At 48.1% G+C, this 17,119-nt stretch carries 17 protein-coding genes and 1 pseudogene; 11 read left to right on the forward strand and 7 right to left on the reverse strand.

The window, feature by feature from the left end; all coding sequences use genetic code 11:
• Nucleotides 1-409: 409 nt before the first annotated feature.
• Nucleotides 410-1,696, reverse strand: coding sequence for a glycoside hydrolase 5 family protein (locus JVX88_RS19870; RefSeq protein WP_211619886.1), 1,287 nt, complete (start codon nt 1,694-1,696; stop codon nt 410-412).
• 163 nt (nt 1,697-1,859) lie between these two features.
• On the opposite strand from JVX88_RS19870, the gene JVX88_RS19875 reads away from it, so the two are divergent.
• Nucleotides 1,860-2,519: an NAD(P)-binding protein gene (locus JVX88_RS19875; protein WP_211619887.1), complete on the forward strand. Its 660-nt coding sequence runs from the start codon at nt 1,860-1,862 to the stop codon at nt 2,517-2,519.
• Here JVX88_RS19875 and JVX88_RS19880 read toward each other — a convergent pair.
• The gene (locus tag JVX88_RS19880; RefSeq protein WP_211619888.1) at nt 2,403-3,116 is read right to left on the reverse strand and encodes a HEAT repeat domain-containing protein; all 714 of its coding nucleotides are present in this window, start codon (nt 3,114-3,116) and stop codon (nt 2,403-2,405) included. The two genes, JVX88_RS19875 and JVX88_RS19880, sit on opposite strands and share 117 nt — an antisense overlap.
• Nucleotides 3,117-3,269: 153 nt before the next feature.
• Complete coding sequence (locus JVX88_RS19885) at nt 3,270-3,965, reverse strand: tetratricopeptide repeat protein (protein WP_211619889.1); 696 nt, start codon at nt 3,963-3,965, stop codon at nt 3,270-3,272.
• Between the two features lie 272 nt (nt 3,966-4,237).
• Between JVX88_RS19885 and JVX88_RS19890 the strand changes: the two genes are divergently transcribed.
• The gene (locus tag JVX88_RS19890) at nt 4,238-4,696 is read left to right on the forward strand and encodes an EF-hand domain-containing protein (protein WP_211619890.1); all 459 of its coding nucleotides are present in this window, start codon (nt 4,238-4,240) and stop codon (nt 4,694-4,696) included.
• Nucleotides 4,697-4,874: 178 nt separating this feature from the next.
• Here JVX88_RS19890 and JVX88_RS19895 read toward each other — a convergent pair whose 3' ends face one another.
• Nucleotides 4,875-5,018, reverse strand: coding sequence for a carbohydrate porin (locus tag JVX88_RS19895; RefSeq protein WP_211619891.1), 144 nt, complete (start codon nt 5,016-5,018; stop codon nt 4,875-4,877).
• On the opposite strand from JVX88_RS19895, the gene JVX88_RS19900 reads away from it, so the two are divergent.
• Complete coding sequence (locus tag JVX88_RS19900) at nt 5,005-5,841, forward strand: hypothetical protein (RefSeq protein WP_211619892.1); 837 nt, start codon at nt 5,005-5,007, stop codon at nt 5,839-5,841. The two genes, JVX88_RS19895 and JVX88_RS19900, sit on opposite strands and share 14 nt — an antisense overlap.
• Nucleotides 5,842-5,959: 118 nt before the next feature.
• Nucleotides 5,960-6,343: a hypothetical protein gene (locus JVX88_RS19905; protein ID WP_211619893.1), complete on the forward strand. Its 384-nt coding sequence runs from the start codon at nt 5,960-5,962 to the stop codon at nt 6,341-6,343.
• Between the two features lie 8 nt (nt 6,344-6,351).
• Here JVX88_RS19905 and JVX88_RS19910 read toward each other — a convergent pair whose 3' ends face one another.
• On the reverse strand, nt 6,352-6,864 hold the full coding sequence (locus JVX88_RS19910; RefSeq protein ID WP_211619894.1) for a nuclear transport factor 2 family protein: 513 nt from the start codon (nt 6,862-6,864) through the stop codon (nt 6,352-6,354).
• A gap of 158 nt (nt 6,865-7,022) precedes the next feature.
• On the opposite strand from JVX88_RS19910, the gene JVX88_RS19915 reads away from it, so the two are divergent.
• From JVX88_RS19915 to JVX88_RS19935, 5 genes and pseudogenes are all read left to right on the forward strand, one after another.
• A complete protein-coding gene (locus tag JVX88_RS19915; RefSeq protein ID WP_211619895.1) occupies nt 7,023-7,493 on the forward strand; it encodes a dienelactone hydrolase family protein in 471 nt (156 codons plus the stop codon).
• Nucleotides 7,494-7,954: 461 nt separating this feature from the next.
• Nucleotides 7,955-8,134, forward strand: a complete 180-nt coding sequence (gene rpsU, locus JVX88_RS19920) for a 30S ribosomal protein S21 (RefSeq protein ID WP_058881784.1) — start codon at nt 7,955-7,957, stop codon at nt 8,132-8,134.
• 339 nt (nt 8,135-8,473) lie between these two features.
• Complete coding sequence (locus JVX88_RS19925) at nt 8,474-9,286, forward strand: carbon-nitrogen hydrolase family protein (protein ID WP_211619896.1); 813 nt, start codon at nt 8,474-8,476, stop codon at nt 9,284-9,286.
• Nucleotides 9,287-9,435: 149 nt separating this feature from the next.
• Nucleotides 9,436-9,963: pseudogene (locus JVX88_RS19930) on the forward strand (cation:proton antiporter); the annotation flags it as partial.
• A gap of 29 nt (nt 9,964-9,992) precedes the next feature.
• Nucleotides 9,993-10,298: a hypothetical protein gene (locus JVX88_RS19935; RefSeq protein WP_211619898.1), complete on the forward strand. Its 306-nt coding sequence runs from the start codon at nt 9,993-9,995 to the stop codon at nt 10,296-10,298.
• A 77-nt stretch (nt 10,299-10,375) separates the two neighbouring features.
• On the opposite strand, the gene JVX88_RS19940 is transcribed toward JVX88_RS19935, so the two are convergent.
• Nucleotides 10,376-10,855, reverse strand: coding sequence for a phosphate-starvation-inducible PsiE family protein (locus tag JVX88_RS19940; protein WP_211619899.1), 480 nt, complete (start codon nt 10,853-10,855; stop codon nt 10,376-10,378).
• A gap of 501 nt (nt 10,856-11,356) precedes the next feature.
• Between JVX88_RS19940 and JVX88_RS19945 the strand changes: the two genes are divergently transcribed.
• Both JVX88_RS19945 and JVX88_RS19950 read left to right on the forward strand, forming a co-directional pair.
• Nucleotides 11,357-12,484, forward strand: coding sequence for an 8-oxoguanine deaminase (locus JVX88_RS19945; RefSeq protein ID WP_263975181.1), 1,128 nt, complete (start codon nt 11,357-11,359; stop codon nt 12,482-12,484).
• A gap of 996 nt (nt 12,485-13,480) precedes the next feature.
• Entirely contained in the window at nt 13,481-14,959 is a 1,479-nt protein-coding gene (locus JVX88_RS19950) for a hypothetical protein (protein ID WP_211619900.1), read from the forward strand.
• Here JVX88_RS19950 and JVX88_RS19955 read toward each other — a convergent pair.
• Nucleotides 14,894-16,339, reverse strand: a complete 1,446-nt coding sequence (locus tag JVX88_RS19955; protein ID WP_211619901.1) for an alpha/beta hydrolase — start codon at nt 16,337-16,339, stop codon at nt 14,894-14,896. The two genes, JVX88_RS19950 and JVX88_RS19955, sit on opposite strands and share 66 nt — an antisense overlap.
• Nucleotides 16,340-17,119 lie beyond the last annotated feature (780 nt).

The following is a 17,119-nucleotide window of genomic DNA, read 5'->3' on the forward strand; positions in this document are numbered from 1 at the left end:
TGCCGGATCTTGCGCGTCGGGCGTTCGAATCCTGCCGGAAGATTGGCCTCAAAACCCGCTTTTGGCGCATCGTTCAGGTTCGCAGTTTTCATAGGCGAGGGTGTTGCAGAGGTATTTCTTCCGCTGTCTGTAACGGTTCGTTCGGGTGTCGGTGATGAATTGGCCTGGCCTCGTCGTTCATGCACGGTAGATGACCAGCAGCCGGAATGCATAAGGCAAAGCAAGCCAAAAAGCAGCAGCGAATAGTGCGACGTCGAAGGTCGGCGGTTCGGAAATAGCAAACACCACATCAGCAATTGAATTTATACCTGATCGCCCCGACTTTCAATTCGGAGACTTGCGGAGCGAACCTTCGGGAAACTCAAAGACCAAGGTTGCTTATCAACCCGAGCATAACCAATTGAAAGATCTAGCGGGCTATGCGCACCGCCTCCCGTCTGATGACTGTCCAAGTAGAATGGTCGCGGTCAAAGACCGAATAGAGCCCCTGTTCCTCCATCGGCGGATCACCCATATATTCATCGCCGGCTTTCCAGAAAAGCTGTCCCCTTATTGGCCGGGCCATGCCGCCGAAGGCCCAAAAATTCGCACCGGCGATATGTTGATGTGAGCGAACATTACCGATCACTTGTCTGAAGAACTTATCGCGGAGCCGGGTCTTTGCAGAAACAGCGAACGATTGTCCGTCCCGCGGCAGACCGAATTCTTCAATAACCATCGGCTTCATAAGCCTTTTCGCGACTTCTCCATTCTCGAAAATGTACTTTTCGGTCGTCGTTCCAGTGTTACCGAATTGCTCTGCCATCTTACCGTTCTCAAACCATCCCCAATTCTTCGGCCAAATGTGGATCGTTACGTAATCCACATTAGGGTCGGCGTGGATCTCCTCAAAAAGCGTAATGTCCTGTGTCCCTATCCAGCCTTCGTGGCCGATCGAAACCAATTGTTTCGGGGCAATGTCCTTAAGCTGCCGCGCAGTTTCGGCGATCCATTCTTTATAGGCTCCGTTAGCCTCGGGCCGCATAGGACGCGGCTCATTGGCGATCTGCCAGGACATTATCGTCGGGTCGTCACGATAATTGAGGCCATTTACGGAGTTCCTCCTGCCGACGACACGCGCGGCCTGTTGGGCATAAGCACATTTACATTCTCTACAGGAATAGAACTGCGCTACAAGATCGCGCAGAGTATCCCAATCGGGCTTTTTGGTGAGCCATTCTTCGGAAATGACCTTATTCCATATCAAATATTGCTGAAATCCACCGCTCCATTCCCAGTTATTGCTCAGGAAAATGACGGCACGCATATCGCGCTTGGCCATTTCGTCGAGCAGAATGTCCAGACCTTTCAGTACATCGTCATCAAAAATTCCCTGTTCGATCTGAAACGGCGGGCCTACGCGCGGCACACCATTCAATAGGCCCGAGCCTTCCGAGCCGGACATCAAACGGAGATTCGTAACGCCGTTCTTCTTAAGAAAATCGAGTTCTTTTCGAAGGCGTTCGATACCCCGTTTGGGATCTTTTTCGCGCCCCAAAAGCGAGCCGTACCAATAATTCGTACCGATAAAATAGTAAGGCTTTTCCCCAATGAACAGGTGGTCTCCGCGGCGGGTAACGAACTGGGAGGTAACGGCGAATATATTCGTCCCGAGAAGAACGGATGCCAGTAAGATCATTAGCGAATTTTTGACCATTGCTTACAAAGATATACTGGATCGGATAAATTCCGCGAACAAATAAATTTTCATGATTTTTTCGTTGTTACATCGCTCTTAAGTGTATTATTTTGAGAGAACAAAGTTTGTATTTCAATGTTTACAGTAAGACGGTCAAATTTCATCTCCAGAGGGTAATCACTTGAAGCCTACCGACATTGCCGATCCCGAATATTTTCATAAGGTAATTGACTGCCAATGGGCGTGCCCTGCTCACACGCCGGTGCCGGAGTATATCCGATTGATCGCCGCGGGACGATACACCGAGGCATATATGATCAACTGGGATTCGAACGTCTTTCCCGGCATTCTCGGGCGCACGTGCGACCGCCCGTGTGAGCCCGCTTGTCGTCGTGGCCGCGTTGACGAAGAGCCCGTAGCGATCTGCCGGCTAAAGCGGGTTGCTGCGGATAATCGGGACGACGTGATACCGTATATGCCGCAAGGTCCGTTCACTCCAAACGGGAAAAAGATCGCATTGATCGGAGCCGGACCAGCTTCATTGACCGTCGCTCGTGATCTTGCACCGCTTGGATACGAGATACATTTATTCGACGAGCAGATAAAAGGCGGCGGTTTTATGCGGTCGCAGATACCGGCTTTCCGCTTGCCGGAATCTGTGCTTGAGGAAGAGGTTGATTACATTCTGCGGCTCGGGATCCATACGCATTTCAAGCATTACGTCTCATCGATGAAAGCGGTCTTGGAGCAGGATTATGATGCGGTATTTGTCGGAACAGGAGCTCCGCGTGGACGCGACCTGCCTGATCTGCCCGGCCGTCAGGAAGGCCTGGGCGAGTAGTTGCTTGGCTTGTGGATCTTGACAGCCGTGCAGTGCGGTTGCAGTTCGCCAACGAGTCCGCCAATCTGCATTCTGAGCCAATTCGCTCAACAAGATCAGCGCCTGCGGCTGCAACGGAGATTTTAAGATTTGATTGAGGGCCAAAATGCCGGTTTCCCTGACTGTTTCGGTGTTGTCTTCAAGTGCCTGGCGAACCATTGCTAGCAGCACCTCGTTGTAAGGTGTGCCGATCAGCAGAGAGATGATTGTCTGCCGCACCAACCAGTGATCCGAGCGTTCAAACAACTGCTGGAGCGGCGGAATCGCCGCCTCGCCAAACTCAAACATGGAATTGGCGGCTTCGGCCAGCACATTCGCGTCCTGATCCTGACTCACCATCTGCTGTAGCGCATGGAAAGCGGCATCTGTCCGATGGTTGCCCAATCCCATTGCTGCCAAACGCCGCAGCGCAAAATCTCTTTCGCTAGCCAGCTTCTCTAGAATGGGCACGGCCACCTCTGGAGGAAACTCGGCCAACTCATCCAGAGCTTCCTTACGCTGATTCAGAGCTTCAGAGCGGAGGCGCATCTGCATTTGTTCAATCCGCTGACGTTCCATGCAACTGATCTACCTTGGGCTTTAGGACAAGAATCGTTTGACTCTTGAGTTCACCATAGCAGAAACAGCTAATCGCTTCAAAAAAAGCACTTCTGCAAATTGCGTCTGGAATGTGAGAGTAAATCTTGCTTATCTAGAAACTAGATTTTTCAACTACTGGAGTCGGGTTTCCAAGCTCAAAGTTTCAGAGGCGAGCTTCAGCTTGGTAGCAGCATAGCCTTCTAGAATCGGATCGCCGATCTCCTGAGCAATGAGGATAGCGTTTTGGTAAGCTTCAATCGCTGAAGGGTATTGGGCCAGCGCTTCATGGGTTAATCCCAAATTGTAAAAAGCAACTGCAGCAGCCTGACCGTCGCCACTCGCTGCTGCCAGGGTCTGCGCCTGTTGATAGAACCCCAAGGCTTGCTGGAATTCTCCTAGATGGGAATAGGTGGTTCCTACTGCCACTAGGGCTTTGATCGTCAATGCGGGATCCGAAATAGTTTGAGCCAGTTCTAGCGCCTGAGTATAGAGCGTCAACGCCTGCGGATAGTTTTGCTGTTGCAGGTAAACGGTTCCCAAGTTCCCCAGGCTGTAGGCTTCTAAACGCTGATTGCCAATCCTCCCGTTCAGTTCAATAGCCTGCTGACAGGTAACAATGGCCTGTTGGGCCGCGTTTTGGTAGACCAGATCCAGACAGGTCTCGCTGACTGCCGTTGCCTCTGCAGGGGTTGGCTGCGGTTGAGCGAGTCCTCGAGGCGCATACCAGACTGTGCCCAGCAGGACGAAGAGGCCAGACAGAGCGGTGAATCGGGAGAAGGCACGGGTGGTTTGGCGGAGCGAAATGGTGGTTCCTGGGATGCTGTGCATTGTCTCTGCTCTGTGGTGTGGGGGTAAGGCTACTATTCAGTGCTTCACAAGCCGAGAGGGGCTTTTCGCAAGACTTTGGAATCTTGGGATGCAAGCTGTAAAACTAGCTGCTCTCGACTTAATTAGCTATAGTTCTTGACCCACCGCTACTATGCAGGGTTTGAGTAGGCACGGTTTGGGATCGATCGGCAGATGCTGTCCAGCGCACAGTCCTATCGATGGAGAGGCAGTATCATACTAGGGTCATCTGTTCGCATATCTGAATGAGCCACATGAGCGAAGATTCTAAATTCCCAGTTGCCGCTGAAATAGAAGCGTTAGTTCCGTCAGAAAAGCTAGAGAAAATCAAGCGTTCCTTTGTTGAATTAGACAGTAATCATGACGGTAAGATTGCGCTAGAGGAATACCTCGAATATTTCCTGGCGATGGAACGAGAGAAACTATTGAAGCGTTTTCAATATACTGATAAAAATCAGGACGGATACATTGAATTTGAAGAATTCCTGATTGCTGCTGAGCCAAACTATTCCCTCCTAAAGCGGTTCAGAGAATTTGATGCCAATCATAACGGCCTGCTTTCAGTAGAAGAAGCGCTCCAAATTGCCGAAGAATTTAAATTTCCGATTACGAGGGAATGGCTAGATCAGTTAGTTCAGGTGGATCAGGCTGGCAAGAAGCGGATCAGCTACAACGAATATCTAGGTGCGGTGATGCGATTTGGTTTCCAGTAAATTGGTTCCCAGTAGATTGGTTTCCAGTAACAGCTCAGAAAAAAGGGGCTGTATGCCCCTTCAGTCAAGTTCAATTCATCAAGTTCAACTCATCAATCAACAATCAAATTCAACCGTTGCGTAGTTGACCTATCTAGAACCGGAAAGTCTAGAACCGGAAAGTCTAGAACCGGAAAGTCTAGAACCGGAAAGTGGTTCGTAGTACACCCATAAATTCATCGTTGTTATCATCGTTGTGGTTAGGTGCGGTGATCCAGATGAAACCGGGAGTAACATCAATGTTGTCGTTGACGGCATAGCGGTATGCGATGATGCAATCCATCGCAGAAGCCTATGATCTCATCAAACGAGGTCTCAATTTAGGAACAATCGAGATCGCCGATATTTTCGGTAAGTGGAATCAAGGAGAACTGAATTCGTATCTTATTGAGATCACCTCGACCGTATTGAAAAAACTGGACGAAAAGACCGGACTTCCGCTTGTAGATCTTATATTGGATACGGCCGGCCAAAAGGGTACCGGAAAGTGGACGTCACAGACGGCGATGGATCTAGGTGTTCCGGTCCCGACGATCGATTCTGCAGTTACGATGCGGCAGATCTCTGCTCGCAAGCAGGAACGCCTGAAGGCGGCTCTGATCTATGGAGGGCGACTTTCCCAAGCATCGTCTCCTTCAGTTGCCGCAGGTGATACTCAGATGGTTCATGATGCTCTGCACCTCGGTTTTGTTTTGTCTTATGCCCAAGGCTTTTCTATGCTGGCTGCTGCCGCGGAGGAGTTTGATCTTGAACTTGACCTTCCGCTGATCGCTAATATCTGGCGAGGTGGCTGTATCATTCGTGCCGCGATGCTGGAAGAAATTCGGTCGGCATTGCTCGAGGGGGCGCAGCACGAAAGCCTGGTTTATACACCTCAGTTCCGAGATATTATTCGGTATAAAAACGATCATTTGAAAGTATTCGTCCAAAAAGCCATCTCTTTGAATGTGCCTTGTATGGCCACCGCCGCGTCTCTCAGCTATCTTCAAGCACTGACATCAGAAAGACTGCCGGCAAATCTGATCCAGGCACAGCGCGATCATTTCGGGGCACACACCTATCAGCGAATCGATATGGAGGGCACATTTCACACGGACGACTGGTAATGGCATTACGATCTCGTTCTCTCTATTCTTTCTTATGCATTTAGCTAATGATCATTTTTCAGCTGGCGGTATCGCATCGGAGACAGAAGTCAGGTAGAATCATTACAAGGAGTCAATTATGAAAAGGGTTTTCCCTAGGTCTTTCGTTGTTTTTGGAATTGTACTCTTCATTGTTGGCAGTAATTTTGGGCAAACATCTTCTGTCGCTGGCGAATGGGAAGGGACCTACAACACCCCTGGCGGAGCTCGGCCGCTCAGATTCATGTTAGTAGTAGATGGCGAAAAGCTTACAGGTACGGTAAAACGACCGAACGGCGATGTGCCATTGGCGGGTTCGATCAAAGGCGACAAGATAGATTTCAGTTACACGATCAGCTACGGCGGCAACGACCTTACGCTGTTCTTCACTGGCAAGGTTGAAGCTAACAAGATGAGCGGCACGGTCCTGATCGGCAGTACTGAGGACACATGGTCGGCCCAACGATCAGCTTCAGGCAGCTGAATCAGCCATTACTTAAGTAAGGTCTGCTGTTCACTTTTCAACAGCCATTCACCACCTTGCTTCACGAACGTATCCGTTGTTGCCGCCTTTGCCGAACGGCCGTTCTTAGCCGTTACTTTTAGGGTATAGCTCAAGACAGCCGTCGAATCATCGAGACTTACCAATTTTTCATCCGATATCTCGAAAGATCTGATTAGCCGTTCCTCTTTGACGTCTGCGAGGGCTTTATTCTTGTTCTGGATCTTTCCGTCGATGTCGGTTAACTGAAAATCGTCAGTGGTGATCTTCGCCAAGAAGGTTACATCACCATCCTTCGCCGCCTGTGCGACCGAGTTCGCGATGCGTATCAGTTCACGTTTTACTTCCTCGCGATCGGGTGTTGCTTTGGCTGCGGGAGCCGAGGTTGAATTGCCGGGAGCGGAGGTTGAATTGCTGGGAGCCGAGGTTTGGCGTCGGTCCTCACCAAGGTTACATGCACTCCATACGGCAAACAATAATGCGAACGGAAGAATAAGTTTCATATGTTTAATTCGAAGACGATGTGATCGCCCAAGAGTCAAGCGATTCTATTCTACTGAAGTTTGCAAGTCAACGGCTGGACATGTTGATCAAAATACTTGTCGTTCACCGCATTTGTCGTTTATCCTTCATAAACACATATTCAACCTGGAGTAAATAAATGGAACGTAAGACCGCAGATCAATATCCGCAAGAATTATTGGACCTCTTCCACGAGTGGCAGCATGGCGAGATCGATCGTCGCTCATTCCTTGACGGACTCGCGAAATATGCCGTTGGGGGCCTAACGGTTGCCGCATTGCTCGAAAGTCTGACGCCAAATTATGCTTGGGCCCAAACTGTTAGCCCTGATGATGAAGAGATCAAAACCAGTTATGAAACGGTTGAATCGCCTAAAGGCAATGGGTCGATAAGAGGCTACTATGCTCGGCCGGCGAAGGGAGAGAAGTTTGCTGCGGTTCTTGTTATCCACGAAAATCGCGGACTGAATCCCTATATCGAAGACGTCGCCCGACGCCTTGCGAAGGCTGGTTATATGGCATACGCACCGGACGGCCTGACGTCAGTCGGCGGTTATCCCGGTAATGAACAAGAAGGAGCGGCAAAATTCCGCGAGGTTGAGAAACCATGATGGATGCGATGACGGATGCAATGCTAAACAATTCGACGCGAACCGAGATGCCAAATCCCGAGATGCAAAACGAATAGCAGTCATCATACTGCCATCGTGAGATTTCCTCATAGTTTTTATTAACGAATCCAAGCGAACCAAGGCTTGAGTCTAGCCAAGAGACTGAGTTATTGTAGGATTTGGGTTTTTACCCAGAGGCAATTGAATCGCCATTTACCTACGACAGGCAAATCGCAGACATTGGCACAGGCTGCGCCATGCAGCGTCCGGTCAGATTTGTGGCTCAGTAGGGTGACTGGTTAGTTTGTGACTGGTTAGTTTGAAGGCTACCTGCATCAGTCCTTCAAGGATTTCTTGATGATGATTTTACGTTGCTATTGAGAGCTTAAAATTTTTAAAATGTCTACAATTGCCTATCTTGTAAACCCGTTCTCTAGTCCATCAAAAAAGGAGAGAAAAGCATGACCCAAGTGGTCTTAGGAGAAAATGAAGGAATAGAATCAGCACTGCGGCGATTTAAGCGCCAGGTTTCTAAAGCAGGTATCTTGGCCGATGTAAAGAGCCATCGCCACTTTGAAACACCGCTTGAAAAGCGGAAGCGCAAAGCAATTATGGCAAGACGGAAGCGTAGATTTCGTTAATCAGCGCGATTGATTGACTTACTGAGTTTCAGTAGCTGTAAGTCTGGTAGGGAGGCATAGGCGTGTTATGCCTCCTTTGCATTTCGGTTGTTGCTGTACTCTGACTGTTGCTGTACTTCAACTTTCGATTTCTCAGCTGTTTAGTTCAGTTTCGGTTTAGTTACATTCCGGCTTCCTTACGTTTTGGTAGGTTATGGCTTGGTTTAGCAATTGGCTTAACTATAAGTGTTCCTTAAGGGTCTCTAAATCTATAGACTTGATATACAAACAGACTTTGAGCCGTAGACGCTTCCTACCCAATGCCTGAGTTTGTTGGTTGCTCCTTTCATTGTAAATATTATGAAGTCTTATCTCGCTGCTGCAGTTCAAATGAATAGCCTGCCGGATCTGCATGAAAATCTGGCCCAGGCTGAAGACCTGATCGATCTGGCGGTGCGGCAAGGTGCTGAACTCGTTTGCCTACCAGAAAATTTTTCCTTCTTGGGTGATGAAGCAGCCAAAATCGCTGAAGCAGCAACTATTGCTCAAAGTAGTGAAAAGTTTCTCAAAACGATGGCTCAACGCTATCAGATCACTCTCCTTGGCGGTGGTTTTCCGGTTCCGACTGCAGCAGGTAAAGTCCATAACACCGCTCTGCTAGTGGGAGCCAATGGCGAAGAGTTAGCCCGCTATGAGAAGGTACATTTGTTTGATGTCAACTTACCCGATGGCAACACCTATCAAGAGTCCCAAACTGTTCTGGCCGGTACAAATTTGCCGCCTGTTCACCCCTCCAAGGAATTGGGCCATCTTGGTCTATCAGTCTGCTATGACGTGCGCTTTCCTGAGCTTTACCGTTATCTATCGCAAATGGGTGCCCATGTGCTGTTTGTGCCCGCTGCCTTCACAGCCTACACTGGCAAAGACCATTGGCAAGTGTTGCTCCAGGCTAGAGCTATCGAAAACACCTGCTACGTAATTGCCCCAGCCCAAACTGGACGCCACAATTCTCTGCGGCAGTCCCACGGCCATGCCATGATTGTTGATCCTTGGGGCATCATTCTGGCCGATGCGGGCGACAAACCTGGCGTAGCCATTGCGTCAATTGAGCCGTCCCGACTAGAGCAGGTGCGCCGTCAGATGCCAAGCCTCCAGCACCGAGTCTTTTCCTAGATCTTTGGCTAACAGTTGTTGCTGAGGCTCTTGCTTTGAGCAACCAAAATCTGCGGAATTGATTACCAAGCTACTCCTCATCTTGTTAAGAACCATGTACAGTAGACTGAATGAGTTTCGCTGTATACATGGTCAATGTGAGCACTGGCATGGCTTTCTTTCTATCGATTCCATCACTGCTTTCGCCCTTACTCCCGACCTCTCTACTGGCACAAGTCGCAGAAGCCGCAGAAGTGACAAACGCGCAGCTTGGCCCACTTGTGTTAGCGGGGGGACTACTCAGCTTGGTCATTATTTATCTAGCCTCCAAGCTAGTCGGAGAACTTTGCGCTCGCGTTAATCTACCGCCTGTTTTGGGTGAGTTGATTGGGGGCGTAGTGGTCGGTGTTTCGGCCCTCAACCTGCTAGTTTTTCCAGAAGGCGCAAGTCACGGTACAGATGCATTTGTAATTAAATTTCTGGAATCAACCGCGGGTTTAGCTCCAGAAGCGGTTCCTAAAGTAGCGGAATCGATCGGGGAAGTCATCTCGGTGTTGTCAGAAATTGGCGTCATCATCCTGCTGTTTGAGATTGGCCTAGAGTCGGATTTAAAAGAGTTGATTCGCGTTGGTCCACAAGCGGCAGTGGTAGCTGTAGTTGGGGTGGTGGTACCATTTGTTGCCGGTACAGCAGGGCTACCTGTAGCAGTGTCGATAGCTTGGCTGCTGTGCTTAAAACCCAACCCCTACTGCTGGAAACTCCCTACCTAGACAATTCATCTAATCCATCCAACGTTCTGGATGTGGATTGGCCGACTCGCCTTGCTACGGTTGAACAGCAGATGCAGCAGCTAACCCAGCAAGTGCAGCAGCTAGAGCGACGCATCGCCACCCACTACACTACCAATGACAATCTCGCCAATCTCAGTCTTGCCGTTGCGGTTCCCTTGCCCGGCCCCTTGCCTGAGGATGAGGTGGATGATGAGCCTGATGAGATTTTGTGGGACTTTATGGAACCATCCAATGACCCATAATCGCAGCTTCTGCGAAGCAGTTGGCCGATAACCGATGGCCGATAACCAATGGTTCAGTTAGAGCAATTGGATCGGCTCTACTGTCGTTCATTCTTCATATTTCTATTCGTGCGTTTAATTAGCAAATAGCTTACCGAGAGGGCCAAAATTGCGCCTCCTAGGGCGAGCAGGTCTAGATTATTGTATTTACTGAAGTCAAAAATAATGATTTTACGAGCAATCGCAATCAGCGAAGTCACAATCACCAATTCAACCTGAACAACATGCTTTTTTAAATAAGCGGTGATATTTTCTAACAGCTCCAGCGCAATCAGAATATTTAAAAACAGACCGAAAATATCAATCAGCGTTTTATCAAAAAAACCAACTGGATCCGCCATTAGATCCCGAACCAGCAGAATCACCAAGTCCGTGAGCGAGATCAGAATCACTAAACTCAAAGCAACAGCCAAAACCTTGGCGGCAATGTTTTCTACCCAATGGGCAACGCCAAGAAAATTCTCGTCTTGACCCGCTTTGCTAACTTTCTTACTCAGTTTTTCCCAGGGAGAGATCATAGTCTGCTGCTAAATAGAAAAACACAGGTGATGTAGATAGCTAGGCAAAATCAGCACAGTTAAATTCGCCAGTCACTTGTCCTGTTAAACTGGGACATCCAAACGGGGACATCAGCTCTTTAGCAGGCTAACCGGCGACTGAATCTATTGAATTTATAGATTCAAAACTATAAGTCAACAGGGCACCATAGAAGAAATTCTATTATTGACTGGACTAATTGGCAAGAATAAATCTGTTCTTTTCTTGTAATTGCCCCGATTGCTTGTCCCAATCTCTTGCCCATTGGTAATTAATTAATGGGGTGCGGATATCTGGACTGCCCGCAGGTTGTGCGACGCACAGCGACACAAGACCAATCACAAACTCCAAATTGGGGCTGAAAGCTAGATAGATGCAGAGACAGCTTCTGTAGCATGCTTCTGTAGTAACTTTGTCAGTTTTAATACATTAATCCATTCGTCGTTGTTGTACATCAAGCACAATCTTTATTGTTGAACTCTATGTCTACCTTGCTTGTTAAAAATATCCATACCTTGGTCACAATGGATGCAACTCGCCGGGAAATTCGGAATGGAGCATTGCTAGTCCGAGACAACAGGATCGAGCAAGTGGGAACAACGTTGGCGTTGCCTCAAACTGCTGATGAAGTTTTGGATCTACAGGATCGTTTCGTTGTACTTCCCGGTCTTGTCAATACGCATCATCATTTTTACCAAACCCTGACCCGTGCAGTTCCAGCCGCTCAGAACTGTGATTTGTTTAACTGGTTGCAAACCCTTTATCCTATCTGGGCCAAGCTCACGCCAAGGGCCGTGTATGTCAGTGCGCAAATGGCTGCCGCCGAGTTGATATTATCAGGCTGTACAACGGCTAGCGACCATCTCTATGTCTATCCAAACGGCAGTAGATTAGATGACGAAATTCAAGCCATCCAGGAAATTGGGCTGCGCTTTCATGCTAGTCGGGGCAGCATGAGTGTTGGGCAAAGCCAAGGGGGATTACCGCCTGATTCTGTAGTTGAGCAAGAAGCAGCGATTTTGAAGGACAGCCAGCGCCTGATTGAGCAATATCATGACAACACTCGGCATGCGATGCTGCGAATTACCCTAGCACCCTGTTCTCCCTTTTCCGTGTCTCCGGATCTGATGCGGGAATCGGCAGCGCTGGCAAGAGCGTATCCCGGTATTCGCCTGCACACCCACCTAGCAGAAAACAAGTCCGATATCGAGTACAGCTTGGCGACCTTTGGCATGACGCCGGGGGACTATGCTGAATCTGTCGGTTGGGTAGGGGCGGATGTTTGGCATGCGCACTGTGTTCAGTTGGATGATCGGGCGATCCAGCAATTTGGCAAGACCGGAACTGGGGTGGCCCATTGTCCGTGTAGTAATATGCGTCTGGCAAGCGGTATGGCTCCGATTCGAAAAATGCTGAATCATCACGTTCCCGTAGGTTTAGGAGTCGATGGCTCGGCCTCGAATGACACCTCAAATCTATTGAATGAAGCCCGTACCGCTTTTCTGATGGCGCGAGTTCGCGAGCTGGATGCCTCGGCCATGACTGCCCGCGATGCCTTAGAACACCTATGCAGTCGCTTGGCTGCAGCCAACTTCAGCAGACAGATTTGAAAGATTAACGTAATAATTGATACGAAAACTTGAGTGTTTACTCTGCGGCAATACGGAAGTTAGATTTTACACCTACTAGAGTTAGAAGCCCGTCTTTCATGATGCTCTGATGGATCGTTTGACGGAGCCTGATAGTAAACATTGGACTGAGTTAGAAGCAGTTAGAATGCCTCCATGTAAGGCTGAGCAGCACAGTTGTCTTGGTCGTTGCCAGCAAAACTGGTCCCCGTAAGGTCTAGTTAAATCATCAAGTTGAGCGACTTTAAACGATGATGCAGGAATTAAGAGACTGTAAACTTTAGGTATTAAAAGTGACATAAAAGTTAGAGTTAGAGTACTTTGAGTTCATACCCGCATTAGGCATGATGAGTTCCCCTGCACGTATGACTGAATCCATTACTTTACTCAGATTTTGCTCAGAGGCGAGCGTATCTCTATGTCGCATTATCCTTTTCCCCCAGTTTTTCACGATAGCAACCTTAGTCTGTAGAGAGAATCGGCTTCAGATTTGCTTCTGTGGCCTATAGATTGCTTGGCCCACTGAGTTCTTGCCATAGAGTCCCAGCTCAATCTGGCTAACGGACCTAGATGTAATTCACTATTGATCAGGATTGAACTAAGTAGGTGAGCATAATTAAACATAAAACCCAAAACCCTGCGCCGCCTGCGCAGCGGGCGGCGCAGGGTTTTGAATCTGGTTTTTAATTATGCCGAGGTACTTAGTACGCATCAAAGCCTGAATGCAAGCCCTTTTAGCCCTGCACTTAGGACCATAGCGCCAACAAGTTCACCAGAACTGTTGAAACCCTGAAGAATTTGCGTATCGTTCCGTCATCCGGTCCATAATTGCTACCAGATATCCACTGAGACCTCTGGCTCAGGCGATGCTCCCGTGATGTTCCCTTCCAGAAGATTCCATTCTTGCCCTTGGCCCGATCCGGAACTTGAGATCAGGCCGTATTTCTTGCCTGCTGCGTTATGAGTGTGAATGCCATTATGTTCGGAGACAAACTGGGAGACAAATTGGGAGATAAATTGGGAGACAAATTGACAGCCAATCAGCCACTCCAACCATTCGGAAAGTTGAATCAGTCTCGACGTAATGTTCCTAAAGCTCAAGAAGCCATCTATGAGTTTCTGTTGGAGATTGTTAAAAATTGGGCGCCCGATGATGTCTTAAAGGAATTCAAGCATCTATTTATCCATCACTCTGATACCGCCGGCTCGAACACACTGCCCTATTTGTATGAAATCGTGTTTGCCAATCAGGAGCAAGAGTTTCGCAACACTTTAAAGCGCTGCTGCTACATTCTCATCAACAATTGGGATTTAACTCGCAACCACGAAGCAATTCAAAAACTGGTGCAATTATTTTCGGATCCAATCCTCTACAAATACACCATTTCACCAACTCTAAAACGTCTGCGAGAGTGGCTAAGAAACTTCATCGCTAGCGCCGATTTTCAAGAGCTTAAACTCTTTGCTGCTCGCTATGAAGACCGAGGAAAAATTCATTGGAGTCAGCGCTATACATCCTATTTGCTAGTCCCTCAATATATCAACTTAGAAAATCCGCTGGAACAGCGACAAGCCGCTAGAAATCTATCTAAGAAACTCAAGGAGCAATTTAAATTTGAGCTGGCAATGTACACAGCTCTATCGGAAAGTGCCACACCAAGAGAGCAACCACCACAAAATCCAACCAGCTTGGGGGATGAAGTGGTTCGTTTAATCAAACGAATTGTTGCAAAACGAGGATTTTTTAACTATCCCAATATTGCCCATATTTTTCTCAACCAGACTAAGAATTTAACCTATCGATCGTTTAAGCAAAGCTTGCTGGAGTATCTAATTTTTTCAGTGGAGCAGGACGAATTCGCTGTCATTCTAAAAGCACAACTCTCTGAAAAATTAAGTACGCTCTACACGGATCACGACGATAAAGCGGTGACTAGTGCTTTGATTTTACGAACCGCAAACCGCATCTTGGAATACCTAACCACTGAAAATCATCAAGAGCCATCTGCCCTATTTGTGCTTTTGCTTTCGCAGGGCAATTCGCTGACACTGGTGATTGTTTTGCTGAAAATTATCCTGATTTGCCGCTATGCTCGTACCCACTTGGAAGCTCGCATCGCTGACTTAATTCGCTACTACTCTAGTTACTCGGAAGAAGAGTGCCAGTGGGTGGTCAATTTCTTCGAAATGTTCCGGATTGTGACGGCCATTTATACTGAGAATATTGAGTACAATCTAGTCAATATGAATGAGTCTTGTTCCCGACAAGAGCTAACCCCAGACACAGAGGTTTATCGTATTTTTTCGCAGTTGAAGCGGCGCGGCCTAGAGCTAGAACCTGATATTTTGGAAATGAAAACGGTAGAAGCTTCACTGGAGGCAGCAAAACCTTCAGAGGAAGTGCTTGATGCCTCGGTCTTCCCGGTGGGGAGCAACAGGCTGCCAATTGGCAGGTAAAAACTGGGCCGCAGTTTCGGGCGGAATCGCGGGTAGGGGAGCAGTCACCAGCGGATTAGCGGCCTCTGCAATTGCCTCACAGTCACAAACTCGCTTGGCTGCGGTGGCTTGAATTTGCAATAGCCATCCTTCTAAATCCGTCACGACAGCATCGAACCCGCCTCGTGCTTGCAATTGGTTTGCCGCTATCCCAAGTCGGGCTAACCGCAGGCCGTTGAGCTGAATTTGCTGGAGCGGATAGTTTTCCAGAAACTCCAGCAGCGACAGTTGGTTATCTTCTAGGGTCGAAAGCACCAGCGCCGCTCGCAGAGCTTGAATATTGGCCGTTCCAGAAGGCGTCTGCACCAGTTGCCCAACTTCATAGAGGACAAATTCGCCTAGCACTGTATTGAGGCTGCGATCGAGAAAGCCAGCATTGAGGTTAATAGTTTGGGATAACGCTCTGCGAACGCTGTCTTGATCGACATTGGCAACATTGAAGTAGAACCGCCAGCCGCGAGACAGCTCACCAGTTGCGGCAAATTGAGCTAACTCACCGAGCGGAATTGAGGGACGAAACGGGCCAAAGGCGAGAACGATGCGTTTGTCTGCATTGGTGGAGCGGGCATCAGCTATGAGAACAGCTTCCTTAGATAAGGTGGCTGAGTTGGCGGGTGTGGTGTTGTTACTAATCAACTCTGTAGTGAAGAGAGTTTCCAATACTGTGTGGGCTTTTTGATAGGCCAAGGATTCAGCGGCAGGATGGGAAGCTGGGCTAGAAGCTTGAGTTGCTAGGGGCGAATTACATTCACAAACCAATTCAGGCAGCAGCTTCTGAGCTACGTTCAGCACGGGCTGCAATCGCGTTACATACAGAGAAACATCCGTGTACACCCGTTCCAAATTGCTGAGTACTAGCCGCACATTGCTTTGCGGATACTCCTTGATTACTTCCATCACTGAGAAGGCTTCGTCATCCGCAATCGCCTGCCTCAATGCTTGTCTCAGGGAGGTCAGCGCTTCACGCCCCAGAGGTTCACCAACGACTTTGTTGATTTGCAGCAGCGCAAATTCTTGAGGCAACACCGAACCCAAACGTGGAGCAATGGGGGTTGTCAACCAAGTTCGTACCAGAGCCGGATCAGATTCGGTTTGCTGCAAAAAAGTTTCTAGGTCAAGCGAGAGTTCAGCCGTATCAGCAAAGGCTTGCAGCTCAGAGCGGGGAATCGATAATCGTTGGTCGTAGTACTGCAGCACAACTGTGTCGGATGCTACGGCGCGGATCCCGCAAAACAGCACAAATCCCAAGCCCAATAACAGACTCAAGCCAAACCGACCCAACCGGGGAATCCAATAAAACTGGCGGACGCAGCGACCAATAAGCTGAAACAAGTAGGGCATAAACGGTGTGTCACTCCTTGTCACCAAATTGAGTTTATGATAATTCCCCGTCTAATTGCGCCACTGAAGCAAATCTTGAATTTCTTGGTTTCTAGCACTCAAGCTAAATAAAATATAAAAAAGTAGCGATCAGGGTTGACCGCTAACTCGTTTCCTTGATTGAGTTGTTTAGCTCTAATTGCTTGTGGCACAACTTCAACTGCCAGTGCCTTACTTCTTATCAGTTGTTTTCAGCTCAGGCAGAACCGAGTTTCTTGATTTGGCATCAGCTGTAGCACTTTGAGGAAGCTTAGCGCCAGTTTGGTAAGGAATAGGTAACTTCTTCATAGGACTTCGATAATCAGTAAACACTTTACTCGCTAGTTTAAGCTCTGCAAATCCGAGTGAGATCTACCTTGAGCTTGGTTTTACTGAGTCGAATTACCTGTTAGAGATATGCTGATCGGTAGATTAAATGGACAATACCCTGTTCAGCAGCATAAAATCATTGTGGAAAATCACTATGTGTTCTGCAAAGCCTCTTAATCTAAACAAGGTACTCTAATTGCAGCCAAATAGGGCTATCAGTGAATGATTAACGCGATTAATAAGATACCAAGATAAAGCGTCAATCAATAGGTGGCAAGGTGTACATACACCTGAATACATCGCTTGCAACGATTGTTAATTTGGTAGTTGATTTGCTAGTTGATTTGGTAGTTGATTCATTGTTCTCTACCTTGAACAAGGCACGATTAAAAATGGAAATTAATTCTCTTAAAGTGTCGTTTAATTATTTGA

This window comes from Leptolyngbya sp. 7M, from assembly GCF_018128485.1.